Genomic DNA, 23080 nt, shown 5'->3' with positions numbered 1-23080 from the left:
AGCTTGATCGTCGGTGATGAGCTGAAGCGGAGCGCGTAATGTCAATCAGATATCCCGTGATTACTGAAGGCGGGTACGTTTTGCGGGCGTGCAGCGCGCTGGCACTGGCGGCGATGGTCAGTGGCTGCACAACTGCTTACGAAGGCAAATATGAGTACGCCGAAGGCTGGCGGCTAGGCGTGATCGTAAGAACCGGCACGCTCGCCGACATGGCCCCTGTGGAGGCAATGTGCTCGCTTGCAGACCAGAGCAGCACGGCACGCTTTGCCTATGTGCAGTTCATCTTTGGGCCGACCCACGGCAAGTTTCTTTACAGCGGACCACACCAACGCCATGTCATCGTGCCGCTGCCGCAAGGGGGTGGGCTGCACGAAGGCGCGCGCGTCTACATAAATCTCCAGGATTGCAACCAAGCGGCTGTTCCCGCATCCGCAACTACTCCATAGGCTGCGCGCTCACGGGGTAGCGTCGTCAGTCCGAGTTGGGCCGGGTGAATCCTCAAGAGCCTGCCTCCTTTGCCGCCGCCGCGAGAATACGTCTAGCGTGCGCCATAAACGCCTGTGCCGGTAGCGAAAGAGGCACACTGGCCGCCTGCAACGCCAGCGTCCGGAAACGGATCTTCTTGTCCAAGGGGCGAAACGCCGCGCCTCGCGCGTCCAGCTCGCTCAATGCGAGCGGGTTCACAAGGCCAATGCCGACGCCATTCTTCGCCAGCGACGCGACGGTGATCGAGTAGGGGGTCTCGCAGGCCAAGCGCAACGTCCGTCCGTCCACTGCCAGCAACTCGTCGAGTTGACGGCGCGTCGTATCCCGGCGTGACAGGGCGATGAACGGGTGATCGCATAGATCGGAGAGCTTCACGCGTCGTTGGCGTGCCAATGGATGGTTGACCGGCATCGCGACCACCGCGTTGGTTGTCACGATGGGTGTGGCGGTCAATCCTTCGAGTTCGACCTCATCAGCGGCGAAGCCGATATCGCACTGGCCTCGCGCGACCTGATCACGCACCTGCACGGAGCTGCCAATCTCGAATCGGACCAGCACATCAGGAAAGTCCTTGCGCAAGGCGGCAATGATTCTTGGCATCAGACCCAGGCCGAGAGCAGGCAAACAAGCCACGGCAATGCTTCCGCCTGATCCAGAGCGCAGTTGAGTCGCGTACTGCTGCAGATGATCCAGGCCGGCATAGGCACGCTCAATTTCCGCAAACCACAGCTTCGCTTCCGGCGTCGCTCGCAACCGCGAACGCTCTCGCTCAAACAAGCGCATCTGCAGGCTTGCTTCGAGCTGGGCGAGCAACCGGCTGACCGCGGGTTGCGAGGTATGCATGTACTGAGCCGCGCGGGCAGTCGTGCCCGTCAACATGATCGCGCGGAACGCCTCTATCTGTCTGTGGTTCATATCGATTTTGAATTGACTTGAGTCAACTTGGCATTGGAAAGAATAGACCGAGTGCAGGATACTCGCCAGTCATCAGGAAGACACCATGCCACCGAATACAACACCCAACTTCATGACCTCGTCGCCACGCTTCAGTGCGCTCACTGTGCCGGTGCACCGAGCTTCGACACTGGTTTTTGACACGACGGCCCAGTTCCTTGCGCGTAAAGGCCAGTTGTTCGACGGCTACTCATACGGGTTGTATGGGACGCCGACAACCCGCGCCCTGGAGACGGAAGTTGCTTCCATCGAAGGTGGATCCCGCACCGTGCTGGTGCCCTCCGGGCTGGCCGCGCTGACCCATCCCATGCTTGCTCTCCTGTCTGCTGGCGACCACGTCCTGGTGGCCGACTGCGTGTATGGGCCGACGCGCGAGTTCTGCAACAGCGTCCTCAGGAAAATCGGTGTTGCCGTCACCTACTTTGCCGCCGATGCCGCGACGATCGACGCGCACCTGCAAAGCAACACGCGACTCGTGCTGCTCGAATCGCCCGGCTCATTCACGATGGAGATCCAGGAGATCGCCGCCATCTCCCGCGAGGCTCACACTGCCGGCGCGCTGGTCATGCTGGACAACGCATGGGGCTTCGGCAACTCCGCCATGTTCGAGCATGGCGTGGACATCGTCTGCACCGCATTGTCGAAGTACGCGGCGGGCCACTCGGATGTCTGTTTGGGTTCCATTACCGTGCGTAGCGAACGCTTGTTCCGCCAGATCAAGACGTTTGTATCGGGTGTTGGCACCGGGGTTTCGTCGGATGACGCATTCCTCGTGCTGCGCGGCCTGCGCACCCTTTCCGTTCGCTTGGCCGAACACGCGCAACGAGGGCTGGACCTGACGCAGTGGCTGCGTGGCCGCCGCGAGGTCGCCTCGCTGGTCCATCCCGCTCACCCGGAAGATCCACAGCATCAACGCTTCAAGCGGTACTTCAGCTCCGGCAACGGCTTGCTGACCATTCTCTTGCACAGCCAGGATCTTGAACGCATCAGCGCCATGCTCGATGGCTTAAAGCATTTTCGGATCGGTGCCAGTTGGGGCGGCACGGACAGCCTGATTGCCATTGCAGACCTCACCGCCTCTCGCATCGTGCAGCCATGGCCTCCAGGACGCTATGCGCTGCGACTGCATATCGGGCTTGAACCGTTGGAACCCCTGTATGCAGACCTAGAGGCCGGGTTTACCAGGTTGAATGGGCAAGCGTAGACATCATTGAATCCAAGCAGAACACACTCATGGAGAAGACATCGTGATTCGACTACTCGCATTTGCCGCGCTCGCCACTGTGCTCGGCAGCGCAACCGCGCAGGAGACCGGGACGCTGGCGAAGATCAAGCAAACCGGCGTGATGACCTTGGGCGCGCGCGAAGCTTCCATTCCATTCAACTACCTCGATGACCATCAACGGCAGGCGGGGTACGCATGGGAGCTTTCCACCCGGATTGCCGACGCGGTGAAGAGGCAACTCAAGTTGCCCAAGCTCGAGATCAAGGAAATCAATCTCACCCCGCAGACCCGCGTGGCGCTGGTGGCCAATCAAACCGTGGATCTCGAGTGCAGCTCCACCACCAACAATCTGGAGCGCCAAAAGCAGGTCGCGTTCTCAAACACGTTCTTTATCGTTGGTGCGCGATTGCTCGTGCGCAAGAACTCCGGAATCCAGCATTGGGCAGACCTGATTGGCAAGAACGTGGTGGTCAGCGCCGGCACCACCGGTGAGCGCTTGCTCCGCAAGCTCAACGTCGAGAACAGGTGGGGCATCAACATCATTCTCGCCAAGGACATCAACGAGAACTTCCTGACCGTCGAGACTGGCCGGGCGGTGGCATCAATGCAGGACGACATCATCCTTTACAGCAACATCGCCCGCGCGAAAGACCCGTCGATGTGGGAAGTCGTTGGCATGCCGCAACAGCGCGAAGCGTACGGCTGCATGCTGCGAAAGGACGACCCAGCGTTCAAGAAGCTGGTGGACGACACTATCGCCGCCATGATGAAGAGCGGCGAAATGGAAGCGCTGTACAAGCGCTATTTCCAATCCACCATCGCAGTCAAGGGAGGCTTGCGCATTGATCGCCCGCTATCGCCCGAGATGCTGGACCTCTTCAAGCATCCGAATGACAAGGCGTTCCAGTAAATCACCCGCAACACGCATGCATTGATCAATGAACTACTCCTGGGATTGGCTCATTTACTTCAAGCCATCGGTGACGGGCGAAGGGCTGTATGGAGCGATGCTCCTGACAGGCCTGGGTTGGACCCTGCTGATCTCGCTGTTGTCCTGGACGTTGGCGCTGGCCTTGGGCACCCTCTTCGGTGTCGCCCGCACGCTGCCGCAGCGCTGGGTTCGATGGCCAAGCGCTGCGTATGTGCATTGCTTTCGCAACACGCCGCTGCTGGTCCAGCTCTTCCTGTGGTTCTACGTACTTCCCGAGCTGCTACCCGTCGACTGGGGCAATGCCATCAAGCAGATGAATCCGACGCTGAATCAGTTTCTGACCGTTGTCCTGTGTCTGACGCTCTATTCCGCAGCCAAATGCGCCGAGCAGATTCGGGCAGGAATTGAATCGATCGCTGCGGGCCAGCGGGCCGCAGGGTTGGCGCTGGGGCTTTCCACCGGCGGCATCTACCGCCACGTCATTCTGCCGCAGGCCTTCCGCATCATCATTCCGCCTCTGACCTCTGACTTCATGAATGTGTTCAAGAACTCGGCGGTTGCGCTCACCATCGGGCTCATGGAGTTGACCGGCCAGAGCCGCCAACTGAGCGAATTCAGTGCACAGCCATTCGAGTCGTTTCTGGCCGCCACCGTCATCTATATGTTGGTCACGCTGCTGGTGGTCTGGCTGATGCACGTGATCGAAGCGCGCTCGCGCCTTCCTGGCATGGTCGGTTCGCACTGAGGTCACGATGAGCTATCAATTCGACTGGTCCTCCATTCCGCGTGCGTGGCCTTACCTTGTAGAAGGGCTCGCGACGACGGGCGGCTTGGTTGCCGCCTCCATCACAGCAGGCATTGCTCTGGGCACCGTGCTGGCGATCGGACGGCTGTTCGGCCCGCGTCCCGTCACCATGACTGTTGCCGCGTATGTGAACGTGTTCCGCTCCATACCGCTGATCCTGACGATCTTCTGGTTCTTCTTTCTGGTTCCGGCCATGCTGCGCGCTGTGACCGGTGATCCGTATCTCACGGTCGGTCCGATATGGGCTGCGTTGGCGGCCTTCATTCTCGCCGAGTCTGCCTACTACTGCGAAATCATCCGCGCTGGCATCGGAAGCGTGAAAACCGGGCAACTGAGCGCGGCAAAAGCGCTGGGGCTTACGCAGTGGCAAGCCTTGCGGCACGTGATCCTGCCGCAGGCGTTTCGGAACATGACACCGTCGCTGATCAACCAGACGATCGCCCTGCTCAAGGACACCTCACTCGTCTACGTGATCAGCCTGACCGACTTCCTTGGCGCCGCTGGCAAGATCGGCCAGCGCGATGGGCGGCTGGTCGAGATGTACCTGTTCTCGGCTGCGGTCTACCTGGTGCTGTGCTCGTTTGGCGTCTGGCTCGTCGCCGCCGTGCAGAAGAAGCGCATGGGAGCCCGGGCGTGACCAGGCTCTTGCCCGGTTGCTCCGATATCAAGACACAAACGACACCAACCATGATCAATATTTCCGACGTCTCCAAATGGTATGGCCCGTTTCGGGTACTCACCGACTGCACGACTTCCATCGCCCCAAAGGATGTGGTGGTGATCTGCGGCCCCTCCGGGTCAGGAAAATCGACGCTCATCAAGACGGTCAACGGACTCGAACCGTTTCAGAAGGGGGATATCCACGTGGGAGGAATCTCCGTCGGCGCCGCAGACACGAACCTTGCGAGTCTTCGCGCCCGCGTCGGCATGGTTTTCCAGAGCTTCGAGCTGTTCCCTCACCTGACGGTATTGCAGAACCTGGCACTGGGTCAGATCAAGGTGCTCAAGCGCAACAGAGCCGCTGCAGAAGCCAAGGCGCTGGCGCTACTGGACCGCGTCGGACTCGTTGCGCACGCGTCGAAGTTCCCCGGGCAGTTGTCGGGCGGCCAGCAACAGCGTGTTGCCATCGCGCGCGCGTTGGCCATGGACCCGGAGGTCATGCTGTTCGATGAGCCGACTTCCGCGCTCGATCCGGAAATGGTGAATGAAGTCCTCGACGTCATGATCGATCTTGCCAGGGATGGCATGACGATGGCCGTCGTCACGCACGAGATGGGCTTCGCCAGGCAAGTGGCGAACAGAGTCATCTTCATGGACCAGGGACAGATTATTGAAGACGTGCCCAAGGCGGATTTCTTTGACTGCCCCGATGCGCGCACCGATCGCGCGCGGCAGTTTCTTTCAAAGATCCTCTCCAGTTAGCCATCCAATCGATACGTTTTTCCATCTTGCGCAGTGTGCCGGCACTTTACGCATGAAATCGCCGCAAGAGCGGCAACCACAACTACCTTGAGGAGACAACCATGAAAAACATGATGGCAGCGGCCGTCTTTGGCCTGGCGTCCATGGCAGCGCTGGCGCACAACATCGACGCCGATATCACCAAGTTCGAGAAGATCCATGCAACAAAGGATCCGAACAGCAAGGAGGCACGAGAAGCAAAGGTGCTGATCGAGCAGGCTCGCGCCGTGTACTTCCACTCGGACACCGTCCAACTCCTGCGCATCCGCGCGTTGCTAAACGATGGCTTCAAGTTCGTCGGAGCGCAGCCTGCTTTCCTCGGCAGCGAGATCAAACGCCTGGAAGATGCGATCGCATCGCCCAAGACCAGCGATCCCGCAATGACCGATGCCGCCAGGAAACTGCTGCTGCAGGCGAAGGCCGAGAAAGCCGCGTACGACGTGCTGCACGATTCCGTCGGCGAGAAGATCGATCAAGCCATGAAGCTGATCGAAGCGGCGAAGTAAGACGACCGCTCGACCACAAGGAGGAGCCATGAGAATAAGGACAACAGTTTGGAAGGTCGCGCCCGCGATCATCGCAATGACGAGTGAAGTCGCGCTGGCCCAGTCGAACGTGGAGGTATTCGGCATCGTCGATACGGCAGTTGAGTGGGCACGCAGTGGAGACGGAGTCAATGTCAACCGGCTGGTCTCGGGGCAGAATTCAGCGTCGCGTTTCGGCATGCGGGGCAGCGAAGATATCGGCGGCGGACTCAAGGCCAATTTCTGGCTTGAGAACGGCTTCAACACGGACACCGGCGCGCTGTCCGATAGCGCAAGGCTGTTCAACAGACGTGCGACGGTCGGCCTGTCGGGGCCATGGGGGCGCGTTGATCTCGGTCGCCAGTTCCGCCCCGAAGCCCGCGCCGTGTTCGGCATGGACCCATTTGATGGGGGCTCCACAGCATCGCCCTCCAATACCTACTCCAACACGGTGTTCCGCACCGACAATGCGGTCGTGTATGAGACGCCAAACGTGAACGGCTTCGTGGGCCGGCTCATGTATGCCTTCGGCGAGGCACCCGGCGCGTTCAACGGTGCCAACAACGATGTCGGCGCCTCCCTTCAGTACTATAACGGTCCGGTCTACCTCGCCTATGCTTATGACGCGCGCACCAACGCGACCAACAGCGACAAGCGAAGGTGGCACTCGTTGGGAGGCGCGTACGACTTCGGCGTGGCGAAGCTGTATGCCGCCTATCGCACCCGCAAGGAAGGTGCCGTGGGCCTCGACGAGAGCAGCTACTGGTTGGGTGTCAGCGTGCCGCTAGGTGCGTGGACCCTCTCCGCAACCGCAACGCGCGTCAATGACAAGACACCAGCCGACAAAGGTGCAACCGGAATCGGATTGGGTGCCGACTATGCCTTGTCGAAGCGAACGACGTTATACGGCCGGTTCGGCAAGGTCAACAACAAGAACGGGGCAACGTTCAATTTGGACAACGGCATCAACGGCCCCAGCCCCAGCTCGTTGGCACTCGGCTTGCGGCACAAATTCTGAGTTGCTATTCGGGGCACTCGATCACGACGTTCCGGAACATGCGGCTTCGCATCCGGAACGACGTCGGCTCAGGGCGTCCGGCGCCGAGCTGGGCGGCTTTCGGCGTGCAACCCCTAGTGCCGTATTGATTCAACATCCAGACCACCGCATACGTCGGTAATAGCAATCGCACCGCTCAGCGACTGTCTACGGAGAATGAGTTGCTGCGATAGCAGCAACTCATTCCGCCGCCGCGGTTGGGGACGAACTTCTATGGGAACGATGATCCGTCCCTGGATATTGGAAGGGGATTGTCCAGCGCAAGCGTGGGCTGCGACTGCGTTACGAATTCAGCCGCCAGTTTGCCCTACACATTGACGTCAAGCGCTACCAGACGCTTAGCAATACGCCAACCATCAAGGCCGATGGTGGCAGCAGCAGCGAAACCCGCCTTGTGGCAGGCCCGCGCGTTTGGCTCAAGCTTGTTCGTTTTTTTCACCACCCGCAGAGGTATTGACATGTCGAACCATCATTACATTGCAAGCATCGCTTTCACTGCATCGGCCATGCTTGCTAGCGCCGCGGCGTTTGCACATCCCAAGCTGCTGTCGTCGATGCCCACCGACAAAGCGGAAGGGGCGGCACCGGCAATGATCGAACTCAAATTCTCGGAAAGCCTCTTTACACAATTCTCGGGGGCAAACCTCGTTATGACCGAGATGCCCGGCATGTCGGAACACGACGCCATGAAAATTGCCGCGAAAGTCACCGCTGACGATGACCCGAAGGCGATGGTCATCACACCTGTGCAGCCACTGATGACCGGGACGTACAAAGTCGAATGGCGGGCTGTTTCGTCGGATATGCACCCGATGTCAGGGAACTTCTCCTTCAAGGTGAAGTAACGTCATGACAACGATCGGCTCAAAGAGAGGCGGCGGCAATTCGGGCAATCGAAATGGCGGAGAAACCGGGGCCTGGGGCGGCCAGAATGACCGGCAGACAGGCCTTAGAAGATGACGATACGAAGCAGGCAAACGCATTGTGTGAATTTGCCCCTGCTTCTCTGGACACCGCATCATGCCTGATGGACTGCTCCCGGGAGCGTGAGCATTTCCGGTCTCTGGTCTGGCGGCCAGTTTTTATGGACATCGCGTCTGAATTTAGCTGGGATTTCCTCGGAGCGTGCGAAGACCGCGGCAGCCCGATCGCCCCGCAAGCGCGTGCCGATCAGTACATTTTGGGCTGCCGCGGGGCCGGCAGCGCTGCCATCGGTTTGGAAAAGCAGGTTGAACTCCAAAAAGGGGAGGGGCTTCTAGTCGGCGGCGGTGAGGCGATAGGTGTCGACACAGTAGCGGTTCGAGTGATCCGGCGACGCCCCGTCGAGTTCCTTCAAGTTTGGCGGGCTACGATCGGGCAGCTTCACAAGCCCCGTGGGGGCTGCTTCAGCGTAGGCAACCAGATCAGTTCGCGGACGTGCGTCAGCAATACCGGGAAGGTCATTGCGTTATCCGGCACCAGCGCAGCAGGATTTTTGAGTCATGCATCGAAGCTCCGCTTACCCCAGATCAGGCGTCATTGCTTTGGGGCGCCAAGGTTGCGTGTGAAACCGTCGACTCTGCCCACCTGAGGCCCAATACGCCTCCAAAGCTCGGCCCTGTCTGTGGCGACCCGGTGCAGAATGGCACGCCAGGTAGGCTCGAGCGGCTTACGCGCCATGCGCGATGTCCTCCTTGGAAAGAGTGGAAGCACTAAGTGACGTCGCCGCAATTGACTCATGCGGATCGAACGCCCACCGGTGCTGAACATCGGCTTGAGATGGACAAACCAAGCCGTCAAGCTGATCACGCCGAGAAGCTCCAAGAAAGCGAATAGACGGGGTCAACGCTCGCCGCGCGCTCTTAACCTCTCCGTTGTTTCATTGACGAAGAGGACATGGAAACCAATCTCGATGGCGAACTGTGGGCGCTGATCGAACCATTGCTGCTGCCGAAGTCACATCGACCTTCGCACCTTGGGTGCAAGCCATAGGATGATCGCGCTGCCCTCACAGACAACTTGTCGTGCTGCAATCCGGCATTCCCGGGGGAGATGCCGCCCCAGCAAATGGGCAACGGCTGGGGCATGAGTTGCTGGGGCAGACACGCGACTAATTTGCGGCAGGCGTTTGGGACCGATTGCACGAACCCCTCTTTCAACTCCTGGCGAGTTCGGGGCTCCCAGGCGAGTCGGCTGCGCGCCGCCGCAGCACGATCCCGCAAATGGCCGGCAGCACAAACAGGGTTAGGACAGTCGCCGTCACCAAGCCGCCGATCACGACCGTCGCCAAGGGCTTCTGCACCTCGGCGCCGGTTCCGGTAGCGATCGCCATGGGCACGAAGCCGAGCGACGCCACCAGTGCCGTCATCAGCACGGGTCGTACGCGCTCCATGGCGCCTTCGATCACCGCCGCGTCGGGTGCTAGCCCATCCGCCATACGTTTACGGATCGCCGAGATCAACACCAGCCCGTTGAGAACCGCCACGCCGGACACGGCAATGAAGCCGACCGCCGCCGAAATCGAGAACGGGATGCCACGCAGCGCCAGCGCGAACACGCCGCCGGCCAGGGCCAACGGCACTGCCGTTAGCACGGTAGCGGTCAGCATGGCGTTGCCGATGGCCATATAGAGCGCTGCGGCAATCAGGATGAAGCAGATCGGCACGATGATCGCCAGGCGCTGGGTGGCGGCCTGGAGGTTCTGGAACTGACCACCCCATTCAATCCACGAACCGGTCGGCAGCTTCACTTCGCGGGCGATGCGTTGCGCCGCGTCGTCGACAAAGCTGCCAAGGTCACGCCCGGCCACATTGGCTTCCACGTAGATCCGACGTTTGCCGTTATCGCGGCTGACCTCATTCAGGCCCTGTGTAAAGCGGAATTGCACCAGTTGGCGCAGCGGCACGGAGCCGCGCGGCTGGCCATCTGCCGAGGGCAGCATCACCGGCAGCGCGCCAAGCATATCGAGATTGTCCCGCTGCGCGCCAGGCAGGCGCACCACGATATCGAAACGGCGGTCGCCGTCGAACACCTGGCCGGCGGCTTTGCCGCCCAATGCGGTCGACACGGTATCGGCCACCTCCTTGACGGTCAGACCGTAGCGGGCGATCGCCGCGCGGTCGAAGGCGATGTCGAAGGTCGGAAAGCCGCTTGTCTGCGGAACCCGCACGTCGGACGCGCCCGGTGTCTTGCGCAGCACGGCAGCAACGCGCTGGGCGGTGGCAGCCAGCTCGTCCAGATTGTCGCCATAGAGCTTGACGGCCACATCGCTGCGCACACCGCCGATCAGCTCGTTGAAGCGCATCTCGATCGGCTGCGTGACGTCGTAGTTGTTGCCCACCATCGGTGCGGTCTTCTCGCGGATACGCTCGATAACCTGTTCCTTGGTCGTTACCCCGGCTGGCCACTGATCTTTCGGCTTGAGGATAATGTAGTTGTCCGAGGCGTTGGGCGGCATCGGGTCGGCGGCCAAGCTTGCGGTGCCGGCCTTGGAGTAGACCGTCTTGACCTCGGGCAGGCTCATCACTGCGCGCTCGAGCGGCAGATCGATCGCCACCGACTGGTCGATCGACGTGGACGGGATCCGCACCGACGACAGGTTCAGGTTCTGCTCATCCAGCGTCGGCATGAACTCGCGGCCAACCAGGCCGAACGCCGCCACGGCCAGCACCAGCACGGCCACGCCCGCGCCGATGAACGGCAGCGGTCGGGCCACCGCACGTTGCAGCCACGGGCGATAGCGCTGCTTGGCGGCCACGATGACGCGCACCTCCTGCTCGGCCACATGCGAGCGCAGCAGGATCGCGATCATGGCCGGCACGAACGTCAGCGACAGCACGAAGGCCGACGCGAGTGCCAGCATCAGCGTGATCACCATCGGCGAGAACATCTTGCCTTCGACGCCCTGGAACGTCAGACACGGCACGAACACCAGGAAAATCACCATCTGGCCGTAGACGGTCGGGCGGACCATCTCGCGTGAGGAGGCGACCGTTTCGTCCAGCCGCTCGCGCAGCGTCAGCGTGCGGCCTTCCCGATGCTGACGCTCGGCCAGGCGGCGCAGCGTGTTCTCGACGATGATGACGGCGCCGTCGATGATGAGCCCGAAATCGAGCGCACCCAGACTCATCAGGTTGCCGGAGATGCCCAAGGCGTTCATGCCGATCGCGCTCATCAGCAGTGACAGCGGAATGATCAGCGCGGCAATGGCCGCGGCACGCCAGTTGCCGAGCAGCCAGAATAGGATGGCCACCACCAGCAGCGCGCCCTCGGTCAGGTTGCGCGCGACCGTCTCGACGGTGGCCACCACCAGTTGGGAGCGGTCCAGCGTCGGCACGATGACGACGCCCGGCGGCAGGGTTGTGCCGATCTTGTTGAGCTTCTCGCCAACCGCGTGCGCCACCGTGCGGCTGTTTGCACCGACCAGCATCAGCGCGCTGCCGACCACGGTTTCATAGCCGTTGCGGCTGGCCGCGCCGGAACGCAGTTCGCCGCCCACGTTGACAGTGGCCACTTGGCCGACCGTCACCGGCACGTTCTGCCGGTGCGCAACCACCGCTCGGGCGATTTCGTCGATGGTGCGGATGCGTGCGTCCGCGCGCACCAGATAGGACTCGCCCGAGCGCCGGATGAAGTTGGCACCCACCGAGAGGTTGGCGTCTTCCAGCGCGCGAGCCAGATCGGAGTATGAGATGCCGTAGGCCGCCAGCTTCGCTGCATCGGGCTCGACCACGTATTGCTTTACATACCCGCCGAGCGAATCCACGTCGGCCACGCCGGGCGTGGTGCGCAGTTGCGGCCGGATGATCCAGTCCTGCACGGTGCGCAGGTAGGCAAGCTTGGCAACCTGGTCGGCCAGGCGTTCGCCGCGATCGGTGAGGAAGCTGCCGTCGCTTTGCCAGCCGGGCTGGCCATCCTTGACCGCCGCGCCTTTGCCGTCGGGGTGCGCGTATTCGACGCTGTAGTGGAACACCTCGCCCAGGCCGGTGGAGACCGGGCCCATCTGCGGCTCGGCCCCCTCGGGGAGGTTGGGCCGCGCCTGGGCCAGCCGCTCCGACACCTGCTGGCGCATGAAATACAGATTCGCGCTTTCCTTGAAGATCACCGTTACCTGGCTGAAGCCATTGCGCGAGAACGAGCGCGTGCTCTCCACGCCGTTGAGGCCGGCTAGCGCGGTCTCGATGGGATACGTGACGCGCTTCTCGATCTCGACCGGGCTCAATGTCGGCACCACGGTATTGATCTGGACCTGCTTGTTGGTGATATCCGGCGTGACGTCGATCGGCAGCAGATTCAACTGCCATGCGCCGATCGCGGCCACCACGGCGGTCACGAACAGGACCATCCAGCGCAGGCGCACCGCGCCTTGCAGAATGCTGTGGATCATTCGTCGTCCCCGCCGCTCTTGTTCATCTCGGCCTTGACCAGGAAGGCATTGCGCGTCGCCACCTGCTCACCTGCACTCACACCCGACAGGATCTGCGCCACGCCACCGCGGCGGGTGCCGACCAGCACCGGCTGTGGCCGGAAGCCTTGCGGCGTACGCACGAAGAGGATGTCGCGCCCGTCCAGGTTTTGAACGGCGTCTTCCGGGACCAACAGGTCGTCCGCCTTGCCGGCGCGCGGATGCAATCGCACCTGCACGCCATCCCCGATTACCAGTGCGCCGGCGGCTGGCGTGGGCGTCAGGACCACCGTGGCCGCGCGCGTGCCGCCGCTCACGGTCGGTGTCACCGAGTGCACCACGGCTTGCAGCGGTGCGCCAGTCGCCGTCAGGATCGTCGCGGTGTCGCCTGCAGCGATGTGGGTGATGTCGGCAGCCGTGACCGAGGCCTCGACCTGCACTTGGCCCGTGCCCGCCACACGGAACAGCTCGGCCTGCGGCGTGACGGCGGCGCCGAGTACGGCAGCCTGCGCTGTCACCCGGCCAGCGATCGGACTGACCACGGCCACCGAGCGGCCATTGTCAGCAACATGAGCGGCGCGGGCGACCGTGGCGGCGCGCTGTGCTTCCGCGTTGGCCACGTCCAGGGCTGCCTTGGCGGCTTCCATCTCCTGACGTGGCGACACGCCCTGTTGATAGAGGCTGGCTTCCCGGGCGTAGGTCTTGCGCGCCAGCTCCGCCTTGGCCAGCGCCACGCGGCGCTCGGCCGCCATCGCGGCGGCGTCTGGGCTGTCCACCAGCGCCAGCACGTCGCCTGCCCGTACCGCGTCGCCCAGCCGGTGGTTGACGCGCTGGATGGTGCCAGACCCACGGGCAACGATGATCGCCTCGCTGCCTGGTACGGAAGCCACCGTGGCGGGGGCCAGGATTTCCGTGCTCACACCGCCCGTAGCAACCGGCCCGACGGCAATGTTGGCGGCGGTCAGATAGGCCTCGGGAATCTTGACCTCGGCCGGTGCGGCATGGACCGTTGCGGACTCTGCCTTGGGCGGCGGGGCGACTTTGGCTGGGGTTAGCCCGCGTGCAGCGCCGAAACCAATCAGTGCAGCGATGCCGGCAATCCCGGCGATCTTGGGCCAGCCCAAGGATTGGCGGTTGTCTTGCGTCATGGTGTTTCCTCGAAAGCCAGGCGGCCCTCTGCCTGTGCCAGTGCCGCCAGCGCGCGCACGCGCGCCAGGCTGGCATCAATCGTCAATCCCTTGGCCTCGAACAGCGCGCGCCGGGTGGCGAGCAGCTCGATCAGCGAAGTCTTGCCCGCGTCGTAGCCGATGCGGCCTAGCCGATAGGCCTCTGTGGCGGCTCGCTCGCCCTCGGCCGCAGCAGCCAAGCGCTTCTCCGATGCGGCCGCTTGTGCCAATGCCGAGCGGCGCGCAGCGGCCGCCTCCAGGCGAACGCTGTCCAGCCGCGCCTCGGCCGCCGCCTCGCGCTCCACTGCCGCCGTGGTCGCAGCATCGTTCCGGTCGAACAACGGAATCGTGGCGGACAGGCCCACGACGTACCCGCTGGCATTTGTCCAGCCATATCGCCGCAGCCCAGCACTGACGCCAACATCGGGGATCCATTTCTTCCGCTCGACCTGCACCTGAGCGTTCAACGCATCCCGCTCGGCTTGTGCCGTGAGAACAGCCGGCGTCTCGTCCGGCTTTGTCGTATTCGCGGGTGCAGGGCCAGCTGCCGCCAGCAATGAGGTGGGGAGCGTCGTATAGGGCTCGTCGGAGCCGGCCAGCACCGCCAAGTGCTCCAGGGCCTGTGTTGCCTCGGCTGTCGCCGCTTGTTCGGCAGCCTGCGCGGCCGCGACACTTGCTTGGGCCTGTGCGGCACGCAAGGCAGCCTCTTTGCCGAATTGCACCAGCGCCCGGGCCGCGCGCAGGTCGTCGGTTGCGCGCAGGCGATCCTCGGCTGCCAAGGCCTTGCGGCCAAGCATGGCTTCTGCCGTGGCATAGGCCACCGCCAGTTCAGCGGCATAGGTCACCCGCGTTTGCCGTTCGCGGGCCTCGGCAGCCACGAGGCCGCGTTGGCCTGCCTCGACGCGAGCACTACGCTTGCCGCCGATTTCCAGCGGCTGGGTGATCGTGTAGGTGTTCTGGCGCTGGCTTACGCCACCACTTTGCGGCGCGCCAAGGTTTTCGTACACCGTGTCCACGCGCGGATTCAGCCACGCACGTGCCTGAGCGGCGTCGGCGCCTGCCGCAGCCACGTTGGCGGCCTGTTCTCGCAACATAGGAGCATGCGCCAAGGACTGGCGCAGCAAAGCGGTGTAAGGCGGCGCCTCGGCAGCACTGCCAGGCATGGCAGCGAACGCCAACAAGAGCCCGGCAGCCTTGCGGTGGAAGTCATAAATTGCGGTGGAAATAGTCGACCTCCTCGTCGGAAGTCCTGGTATTTCACGCAATGTGTTGGTGGAAGCGGCCATGCTCGTTCCGTTTCATGGAAATGGTCAGTTGCGCAGAACAGGCTGTGCGTAGGTGCACACGCTTATGACTCGCATGCGCAACCTGAGAAGCACACTCGGCGTGGACAATCCATCAACCTGGAATCAATGTAGTATACCCCCCTATAGTATATTTGATGAGATCCTACATGAGCCACACAGTCCAAGAGAAGCAGAAGCTGCTCAACCGCGTGCGCCGCATCCGCGGGCAGCTCGACGCCATCGAGCGTGCGCTGGAGGATGAGCACGGCTGCGTTTCCGTCCTGCAGCAGATCACCAGTTGCCGAGGCGCCATGAATGGCCTGCTGGCGGGGGTGCTGGAAGACCACATCCGAACCCACCTCACCGAAGTGGATGCCGAACACGAGCACGCCAACGGCAGCGCCAAAGATCAGTTGATCGAGGTCGTACACAGCTATTTCAAGTGAGCCTGTTATGAGCGATTTCTACGACGCGCCGTTCGCCAGCGGCCATGACCACGTGTTCTTGGGTGCCGGGCACGAGAAGAACGAGCGCAAGACCTGGGCGGTGATCGTCTTGTGTGCCCTGATGATGGCCGTTGAGATCATCGGCGGCAGCGTGTTCGGCTCGCTGGCGCTGGTGGCCGATGGTCTGCATATGTCGACGCACGCCGGGGCCATGCTGATCGCGGCGCTGGCTTACACCTATGCGCGCCGGTATGCGCACGACCCGCGTTTCGTGTTCGGCACGGGCAAGCTGGGCGATCTAGCGGGTTACACCAGCGCCATCATCCTGGCGATGATTGCGCTGCTGATCGGCTACGAGGCGGTGGCGCGGTTCTTCTCGCCAGTGCCGATTCACTTTGCCGAGGCGATCCCGATTGCGATCGTCGGTCTGCTGGTGAACATCGCCAGCGCGTGGCTCCTGAGCGGCGGCGACCACCACGGCCACAGCCATGGCCATTCCCATGGCCACCATCACGGCGCCGCTCATGACGATGCGCACGACCACGGCGAAGACGTGCAGCACATCACCACGCCCGCTGGCGTGCTGGCTCTGTCGATCTTCGAGGATGGCGTGCCCCCTGTTTTCCGCCTGGCTGCGGAAGCCGCCGTGCTGCCGAATGACGCGGCGACGGTGACCACGATCCGCCCTGATGGCGCCCGTCAGGAATTCGTACTGGCCCGCAAGTCCGACGTCCTCGAATCCACCACGGACATTCCGGAACCGCATGCCTTCACTGCCGTGCTCAAGCTTGGCGGGCAGGAGCACACCGTCGTCTTTGAAGAGCACGACCACGGCTACGGTCACGAAGGGCACCATCGCGACCACAACATGCGTGCCGCCTACGTGCACGTGCTGGCGGATGCCTTTGTCTCGGTGCTGGCGATCATTGGCCTGCTGCTGGCCAAGACCTTCGGCTGGCTGTGGATGGACCCGCTGGCAGGCGTGGTGGGCGCACTGGTCATCGCCAACTGGTCATACGGGCTGCTGCGCGACACTGGTGGCATCCTGGTCGACATGACGCCGGACAAGCACATCGCCGGCCGCATCAAGATCGCCCTGGAAGCCGACGGCGACACGCTGCTCGACCTCCACGTGTGGCGTATCGGGCCCGGGCATCTCGGCGCGGTGGTGTCGGTGGGTACCCGCCAGGTGCAGCGCGGGCCGCAGTTCTATCACGGGCTCCTGCGGCGGTTCAATACGCTGTCCCACGTTACGGTGGAAGTGCATCCGCTGCCGACCAAATAGCGCAACGGCCAATACAGACGTTCCGCGAGGATGTCCTGCAGGGGGCACGGAGCCCAGCCGTAGGGCTGCTGCCACCGACGACGACAAGAAAGCGCCTTTGCGACCCGATCGGTATGCGCACGGTATCGCCGGCACCCGAGGCAACTTACGCGGGCGCGCTCCAGGGGACCGTCTGTCGGTGGCTTAGAGCAGCAGCGGCAACGAAAGGTTAATGTTTTGGGGTGGCCTGACGGTGGTGCATTCGCAGCACGCGTCCGGCGTCGTTGCACAGGGCTCCAAGCCATTTCGTACCGCAAGCCTGGTCGGAGAGCTCTTTGTGAGGCGCTCACACGTGATAATCCGCCATTATCACGTGTGAGAGATTGGCTCCAGTGAGGCGCCTTGACGCCTCAAATTAATACGTATATACATAGTACGTAATACCGTATCAAATTCTAACGCCATGGCCCGTGCCGGACTCAGTCGTCTTGACATTAAGCGTGCTCGCGATTCGCTGCTCGCCCAGGGGCAGCACCCGTCGATCGATGCGATACGTATCGCGTTGGGCAACACGGGCTCGAAGACGACCATCCACCGCTATTTGAAGGAACTGGAAGAGGAGGAAGGCACGGCGCTGAAGCGGGCTGGCACGACCTCCGACGCCATCCTGGATCTGGTCGGCAGATTGGCTGCGCGCCTGCATGAAGAAGGACAGGCGGTGGTCGACCAACAGGTTGCTGCCGCCACGGCGCAGCGCCAGCAAGTCCGGGCGGAGGCCGACAAGCTGTCCGCAGACCTCGCCGCGCTTCGCGCCGAGCTGGCGCAGGCCCACGCCACCATTGCCAACGTGCGGGCCGCGCAAAGTGACACGCAGACGGCGCTGCAGCAGCGCACCATCGAGGCTGAACGCTCGGCACAGCAGCTCCAGGACCTCACGGCCCGGCTGGCCGAGCATGAAGGCTTCCGTCGCTCGCTGGAGGACAAGCTGCAGCACGCACACCAGGCACTGGAGCACTTCCGCAATGCCAGCAAGGAGCAGCGGGATCAGGACGCCCGCCGGCACGAGCAGCAGGTTCAACAACTGCAGGCGGAAATCCGGCAGGCCAACCAGACGCTGATCGTCAAGCAGGGAGAGATCACGCAGTTGAACAAGGATGGCGCGCGGCTGGTCACCGAAGCCGGGACCGCGGCGAAGCGCGTTCGCGAGCTGGAGATGCGCGGCGAACAGGCCCAACTCGCACTCGACCAAGCGCGCGCCGATCGAGCCCGAATGGAAGCAGAGCGTGATGCTCTGCGCGCCACAGTCCAGGCGCAAGTGGGAGAGCTGGCGGCGGCGCGAACGGAACGCGAGAACATGGTTGGAGAGTTGGCCAAGCTTTCCGCGCTTCTCGAGGCGCAGCAAGTCATGCTGACCGATTACCGGGCGCAGCTCGGCGTGGCGGGCCCGGCAGCGTAAGGGGTGAGTCGCTGCATGTCAGGCGGGAGCTCTGCCACCGCCAATATTCGGCAGAAACGACATATTCACTGCGCAGTGAATATGCTGCCCACCCTCAGCCAGGCCTTCCGGACACAGCTAGGTTTGCCTGGGCCAGCAGTATGAAACCGCCAGATTCCGCACAAAAAGGACGACTGTCGCGAAATCGCTGAATTTCCAAGCCACTGATCTACAAGGAAAACTCAGACGGAACCGCCAGATTTTGCACGAAAAGGACGCTTACCCCGAGAATAAGAGCGGCTGCAAATCGCTTCATGGGCATCCTGGTTACACGGGTGGGGGCACGGAGCGCCTTCGTTCCGTTGCCTGTCTGACCTATTCTGACAAGAGCAATCGGTTGTCAATGCGCCGTGCTTTAGCCCCAAAGCCGCCTCGTGTCAGCTCGCTTTCGCAGCTTGGCCATGTCCAACTTCCGCCTGTTTATTGCGCTCGATCCCACGCCCGAGACGGTTGCGGTCTTGCGGCGCGCGCAGGTCTGTCTGCGGGACGTCCATTGGAGTGGGGCGCGTTGGCTACCCCCGGAACAATGGCACGCAACGCTACGCTTCTTGGGGGCAACGCCTGAGGATCAGGTGCAGCACTGGAAGCACACGCTGCAGCAGTTCGACATGCTCGCCCGGGATGCAGCGCCACTGCCGATCGACGGCGTTGCAATCTGGCCAGCGCCAGCGCACCCCCGTGTGATCGTGGTCACCGCGAAGTTCGCCATATGGGCGCAGGATATGGCGACGCGCTTGGAGGCCCTCGCGCGCGAAGCCGGCTATCGCGCGGAAACGCGAGCATTTCACCCGCATGTCACGCTCGCGAGAGTTGGCGCACATGCGGCAACTGCGCGATGCTTGGCCGCGGTGGACAATGCCGCCCGGGCGCTCGATGGCGCGCACCTGCAGTTCGGTAGTGTCTCTCTGTTTGTCAGTCGGTCGCCGGCGGAGGGGCCAGCCTATGAGAGGCTGGCGACCATGGAGTTTCGCCCGAACTGAAGATGCGGCCGCCTCCGGTGGTCGTCGGTGGGGTGCGGTTAGGCGGCGATATTCTGGACCAACAATGCCAGTTCGATGTCTGGCGACACGGCGGACTGTTCAGCGCTCAATGGTCGCGGCAATCCGATCGACAGTGCGAACGCTGGAGAGCCCCAGGATTCGGTTCACTTCGACATAGTCGACTCCATCGAGGAGCAGGCGCCGGCAGACCGTATTGCGCAGGACGCGCGGGCTCATATCGGAAGCAACGAAATCGATTGTGGTCAGTGCGGATTTAACGATTCGCCCGACACTGGCCTCATTGATCCGCGACCCGTCCGTGTGCAACGTGAGCAAGGCTTGGCCCTGGGTACCCTCTGCTGCCCGTCTGGTGAGCCACGTCCGCAGCGCCGGTATTGCGAATGGTGTGATGGGGACCGTTCGAGCACCGCGCGCCGCCTTCGCTTTGATGTGCAGGTAGGGCAGAGTGGCATCGAGCTGCAGGTCATCTAGCTCAGTGGCAATGCCTTCCGACAGTGTCACGCCGGTCGCCAGGTAGAGCGCTACGACCGCGCGCCCTCGGACTTCTCGCAATCCGTCATCGGGCGCTGGCTGCGTGTAGGCCTGCAGCAGTGCGTCCTTGTCTTCGGGGAGGAACAGGGGCTGATCCTCATCAGGCCAATGGCCCGTGCGCAACTGCTCCGAAGCCGGATTTGACACTCGGACATCGGCGCGCACGAGTTGCCGGCCGACGCGGTCAAGCAGCTTCAGGTACCGCATCCTTGTCGCGGCCGATCGGGCGCCGACCGATTCACAAAATGCCGCTACGTGCTCGTCTCCGTAGTTGGCCAGGTCGCGGCCCGTCTCGCGAAGGTAGCGCAGGAATTTCTCGAACATCGCCTGATGCTGGGCACGCGAGCGTGCCGAGAAGTGCTGGCCGTCGACGCCTTCGGCCTCCCGCTCCTGCCAATCAGCGTAAGCGCGTTCCGGATTGTTCAGCCAAAGTGTGTCCATCGCAATTTACGGCCTGCTATATACTGAAGTACAGCTACGACCACATTTCGGCTTCGCCGAAACCCCGCCTCCACAGGGGAGGGGCATATGCCTTCTTGGACCAAGTTAGCCGCGAAGAAGCCCTTGTCAACGAGATGGCAGTGCCGTCGCCCACGTCATTCGGCAGCCAGATCGCATTAGGCGGTCAGAAACTCTTCGATCTGGCGGCCAGCACTCAGATGGGCAACCAGCCATCCTGGCCTCTTGCCACGTCCCGTCCAGGAATTACCCGCCTCATCCCGGTATTTGGCCGGCGGCTTGCTTCTCGCCGCGCCGTCGCCCTTGAAGCCGAGATCCAATGCCGTGAGCCCGTACAGATCGATCTTCTCGTGAATATCCACGATTGCCGCTTGCATTTCCTTCTGCCTGAGAGCTTCTGCTTCCTTCTGGAGGGCGGCAATCTGTTTGACGATGTCTTTGTAGCTGGTCATGGAAGTCGGTTCCTGGGCAATCAGGTGCCGATTCAAGCACAGATTACGGCCGCGCGTCACGTGGGCGCAGCGTTCGCAATGAAACAGCATTTGTGCTTTTCAGATCACATAATAACTATTATGTTAAATGACAAATGTGATGCCCTCGGCTTGAGCCGACTGGCCCGTTAATTTGCATAAATTTGTTACCCGTTTTTGCATAAATTTGTTACCCGCCCCTAGGCGCTCACCTTTCGGAGGCTGGCAGTTTCGATGACGGCACAGCCGGCGACTATGCCGGGAGCGCCGTGTGCTCTCTCTACCGTTTGCACGTGCTCGCGCCCCCCGCCTGCGAGATACCCCTGTCCGAGTTGTCGGCCTCTTTGCTAGCCGTGTAAAGTGACGCAAAGTTACTTTAGGACACTGCCGTGGCGTGGCAGACAATACCGAGGGCGGACATGGAATCTTCGGCGGTGCCCTGGTCACAGGGCGTGCAATTACTGTCTTGGCTGGCGCGCGAGCCATGTGTGCAAAATCCGGATGCGGTAGCGCGCGCGTGGGAGGTGATGGCCCCTGCCGCACCGACGCTGGCCGATTGCGGACGGATGTATGCAGCCTATGGCCGGAGCTTTTCGGTCGCCCAACTGCGCTACATCGCGCAGCATTCGGCAGCGCTGTTGCTGGCGCGCTGGGCGGCCTCCGGTTGGCCTTATCTGCGGTTCAATGAGGACCTGGGCTTTACCGCCGGGCCCACTTACGTCGAGCTCCGACCAGGTCAGGTGACGCCTAGCTTCTGGGCATTTTGCTTCGGCACCGTGACCATATTCAGCCTGGCCGTCGCGGCATTCACCTATGGCAAGACTTCCGGCGGCGTGGGCGGTTTGGTGCTGGCGGCCATCTGCTTGGCCTTTCTGATGCTCGAGTTCGTCGATCTGCGCAGCCGTCACCATGCACGGCGCGCGATCGCCCTGTGCGCGGCGGGGCCGCACGCCGACAGCATGACGATCGCCGTGATGCCAACCAGGGGATTCGGCTTGAAGGACTCCGTGTTTTGAGCCAGAACCGCTCGGCAACTAAGGGCAAGATTGCGCCCCCCTTGTTCGTCCGTACAGCCCGCTGTGGCGCCCTTGCGGTGTCATTTAAGCCCCAAATGCCTCTCCGATCTGCCGAGCCCGTTTGACTTCATCGCTATGCAGGTAGACCGAAGTCGTCGACACCGACGCATGCCGCAGATTGTCCCGGACGATGGTCAACTCGGCGCCCCGATCCAGAGCGTGCGTGGCGTGCGTATGCCGCATCCAGTGCGGACTGGCACGGCGCAGCTTGTCCGCAGCCGCAGGATGGTCCGAACCAATGATGTCAGCGGCCAGCTTGAAGAACCGCCTCACGACCTGCCAAAGGCGCGTGCTCGTGATTCCTGAGCCGGACTCGTCGCTCAGGTCACCGACCAGGCGAATCTCCGGACGCCACAAGCGCCGGCTGATGGGCAAACCGCGTTCGGACAGATAGCGCTCCAAGGCCCGCCGGGCCAACGGCGGCAAGGCCACCTTGCCGATGCGCCCTCCCTTCCCGGTCAGCTCGAGCCATTCATCGCCTTCTGCGTCGACCCGAATATCCCCGAGCGTGACGCCTACCAGCTCGCTGGGCCGGAGCCCCGTCGCATAGGCAAAATCCAGCACGAAGCGCAGGCGCTGCGCCGCGGCGGCCTCCCAACCGTAGGACCACTCGAGCCCGTCGGCAATGGTCCGCACCAACTTCCATTCACCGTCGGTAAAGGCGCGCGAATTGTCCAGCGCCGCGGTGCGGCCGCCGCCGCGCACCTTGATGCCGGCGAAGGGATTGGCCAGCACGTAGCGTTGCTCGACCAGCCACCGGAACATCGCCCCAAGGATGGACAGCGCATGGGCGACCGAGCGTGCGGCCAGCGCACCGGTGAACGGCCGCCAGTCCGGCGACGAGCGCGGGCGTGGCGGCCCGACCCACCGCTCTCGTGGCATGGGACGCCGCAGGAAGGCGCGGTAGGCCACGGCGTCTTCGGTGGTCAACGACGACAGCGGCCGCTGACGCTCGACGATGGCCCACAGGATCAGCCGTTCCGCTTCCTTGCGGTAGGTGCGGTGAGTAGCCGGTGACTCGTGCAGCGCCAGCCAGGCCTTATGCGCAAGTCAGTAACGA

The 23080-nt window shown here is 62.6% G+C and carries 21 protein-coding genes and 1 pseudogene; 15 read left to right on the top strand and 7 right to left on the bottom strand.

Annotated elements, in window-relative coordinates:
* Nucleotides 1–56 precede the first annotated feature (56 nt).
* Complete coding sequence (locus ACUXH0_RS25680; protein WP_235180696.1) at nt 57–446, top strand: hypothetical protein; 390 nt, start codon at nt 57–59, stop codon at nt 444–446.
* A 52-nt stretch (nt 447–498) separates the two neighbouring features.
* Here the strand turns inward: ACUXH0_RS25680 and ACUXH0_RS25675 are convergent, their stop codons facing one another.
* Nucleotides 499–1401, bottom strand: coding sequence for a LysR family transcriptional regulator (locus ACUXH0_RS25675; RefSeq protein ID WP_012755716.1), 903 nt, complete (start codon nt 1399–1401; stop codon nt 499–501).
* A gap of 112 nt (nt 1402–1513) precedes the next feature.
* Here ACUXH0_RS25675 and ACUXH0_RS25670 point away from each other — a divergent pair, with 112 nt between their 5' ends.
* The 9 genes from ACUXH0_RS25670 to copC all read left to right on the top strand — a co-directional run bounded on the left by ACUXH0_RS25670 (nt 1514) and on the right by copC (nt 8288).
* Nucleotides 1514–2644, top strand: coding sequence for a trans-sulfuration enzyme family protein (locus ACUXH0_RS25670; protein WP_021197779.1), 1131 nt, complete (start codon nt 1514–1516; stop codon nt 2642–2644).
* A gap of 43 nt (nt 2645–2687) precedes the next feature.
* The gene (locus ACUXH0_RS25665; RefSeq protein ID WP_012755718.1) at nt 2688–3575 is read left to right on the top strand and encodes a transporter substrate-binding domain-containing protein; all 888 of its coding nucleotides are present in this window, start codon (nt 2688–2690) and stop codon (nt 3573–3575) included.
* Between the two features lie 28 nt (nt 3576–3603).
* On the top strand, nt 3604–4341 hold the full coding sequence (locus ACUXH0_RS25660; RefSeq protein ID WP_012755719.1) for an amino acid ABC transporter permease: 738 nt from the start codon (nt 3604–3606) through the stop codon (nt 4339–4341).
* Nucleotides 4342–4348: 7 nt separating this feature from the next.
* Complete coding sequence (locus ACUXH0_RS25655; protein WP_012755720.1) at nt 4349–5038, top strand: amino acid ABC transporter permease; 690 nt, start codon at nt 4349–4351, stop codon at nt 5036–5038.
* 50 nt (nt 5039–5088) lie between these two features.
* Nucleotides 5089–5823 carry an amino acid ABC transporter ATP-binding protein gene (locus ACUXH0_RS25650; protein WP_012755721.1) on the top strand — a complete coding sequence of 245 codons (735 nt, stop codon included), beginning with the start codon at nt 5089–5091 and terminating at the stop codon, nt 5821–5823.
* Between the two features lie 101 nt (nt 5824–5924).
* On the top strand, nt 5925–6368 hold the full coding sequence (locus ACUXH0_RS25645; protein WP_012755722.1) for a hypothetical protein: 444 nt from the start codon (nt 5925–5927) through the stop codon (nt 6366–6368).
* A 76-nt stretch (nt 6369–6444) separates the two neighbouring features.
* The gene (locus ACUXH0_RS25640; protein ID WP_021197781.1) at nt 6445–7404 is read left to right on the top strand and encodes a porin; all 960 of its coding nucleotides are present in this window, start codon (nt 6445–6447) and stop codon (nt 7402–7404) included.
* 289 nt (nt 7405–7693) lie between these two features.
* Nucleotides 7694–7900, top strand: coding sequence for a copper resistance protein B (locus tag ACUXH0_RS25635; protein WP_225694736.1), 207 nt, complete (start codon nt 7694–7696; stop codon nt 7898–7900).
* Between the two features lies 1 nt (nt 7901).
* Entirely contained in the window at nt 7902–8288 is a 387-nt protein-coding gene (copC, locus tag ACUXH0_RS25630) for a copper homeostasis periplasmic binding protein CopC (RefSeq protein ID WP_012755724.1), read from the top strand.
* Between the two features lie 1289 nt (nt 8289–9577).
* Here the strand turns inward: copC and ACUXH0_RS25625 are convergent.
* The 3 genes from ACUXH0_RS25625 to ACUXH0_RS25615 are packed head-to-tail and all read right to left on the bottom strand — an operon-like array spanning nt 9578 to nt 15086.
* Nucleotides 9578–12808: a CusA/CzcA family heavy metal efflux RND transporter gene (locus ACUXH0_RS25625; protein WP_012755726.1), complete on the bottom strand. Its 3231-nt coding sequence runs from the start codon at nt 12806–12808 to the stop codon at nt 9578–9580.
* On the bottom strand, nt 12805–13974 hold the full coding sequence (locus tag ACUXH0_RS25620) for an efflux RND transporter periplasmic adaptor subunit (RefSeq protein ID WP_021197783.1): 1170 nt from the start codon (nt 13972–13974) through the stop codon (nt 12805–12807). The genes ACUXH0_RS25625 and ACUXH0_RS25620 overlap by 4 nt, the downstream gene beginning before the upstream one ends.
* A complete protein-coding gene (locus ACUXH0_RS25615; RefSeq protein ID WP_394804347.1) occupies nt 13971–15086 on the bottom strand; it encodes a TolC family protein in 1116 nt (371 codons plus the stop codon). The genes ACUXH0_RS25620 and ACUXH0_RS25615 overlap by 4 nt, the downstream gene beginning before the upstream one ends.
* A 359-nt stretch (nt 15087–15445) precedes the next feature.
* On the opposite strand from ACUXH0_RS25615, the gene ACUXH0_RS25610 reads away from it, so the two are divergent.
* The 4 genes from ACUXH0_RS25610 (at nt 15446) to thpR (ending at nt 19463) form a co-directional block, all read left to right on the top strand.
* A complete protein-coding gene (locus tag ACUXH0_RS25610) occupies nt 15446–15724 on the top strand; it encodes a metal/formaldehyde-sensitive transcriptional repressor (protein ID WP_009238035.1) in 279 nt (92 codons plus the stop codon).
* Between the two features lie 7 nt (nt 15725–15731).
* The gene (gene dmeF, locus ACUXH0_RS25605; protein WP_009238036.1) at nt 15732–17009 is read left to right on the top strand and encodes a CDF family Co(II)/Ni(II) efflux transporter DmeF; all 1278 of its coding nucleotides are present in this window, start codon (nt 15732–15734) and stop codon (nt 17007–17009) included.
* Between the two features lie 442 nt (nt 17010–17451).
* Entirely contained in the window at nt 17452–18444 is a 993-nt protein-coding gene (locus ACUXH0_RS25600) for a DNA-binding protein (protein WP_009238037.1), read from the top strand.
* A gap of 440 nt (nt 18445–18884) precedes the next feature.
* Entirely contained in the window at nt 18885–19463 is a 579-nt protein-coding gene (gene thpR / locus ACUXH0_RS25595) for an RNA 2',3'-cyclic phosphodiesterase (RefSeq protein WP_012755729.1), read from the top strand.
* Nucleotides 19464–19562: 99 nt separating this feature from the next.
* Here thpR and ACUXH0_RS25590 read toward each other — a convergent pair whose 3' ends face one another.
* Both ACUXH0_RS25590 and ACUXH0_RS25585 read right to left on the bottom strand, forming a co-directional pair.
* The gene (locus tag ACUXH0_RS25590) at nt 19563–20456 is read right to left on the bottom strand and encodes a tyrosine-type recombinase/integrase (protein ID WP_012755730.1); all 894 of its coding nucleotides are present in this window, start codon (nt 20454–20456) and stop codon (nt 19563–19565) included.
* Between the two features lie 176 nt (nt 20457–20632).
* On the bottom strand, nt 20633–20926 hold the full coding sequence (locus ACUXH0_RS25585; protein ID WP_012755731.1) for an H-NS histone family protein: 294 nt from the start codon (nt 20924–20926) through the stop codon (nt 20633–20635).
* Between the two features lie 437 nt (nt 20927–21363).
* Between ACUXH0_RS25585 and ACUXH0_RS25580 the strand changes: the two genes are divergently transcribed.
* The gene (locus tag ACUXH0_RS25580; protein WP_157774032.1) at nt 21364–21960 is read left to right on the top strand and encodes a hypothetical protein; all 597 of its coding nucleotides are present in this window, start codon (nt 21364–21366) and stop codon (nt 21958–21960) included.
* 84 nt (nt 21961–22044) lie between these two features.
* Here ACUXH0_RS25580 and ACUXH0_RS25575 read toward each other — a convergent pair.
* A pseudogene (locus ACUXH0_RS25575) lies at nt 22045–23067 on the bottom strand (tyrosine-type recombinase/integrase); the annotation flags it as partial.
* Between the last annotated feature and the right edge of the window lie 13 nt (nt 23068–23080).

It is taken from the genome of Ralstonia sp. 110700041-2 (assembly GCF_056280165.1).
This window is presented reverse-complemented; position numbering and strand designations above follow the sequence as displayed.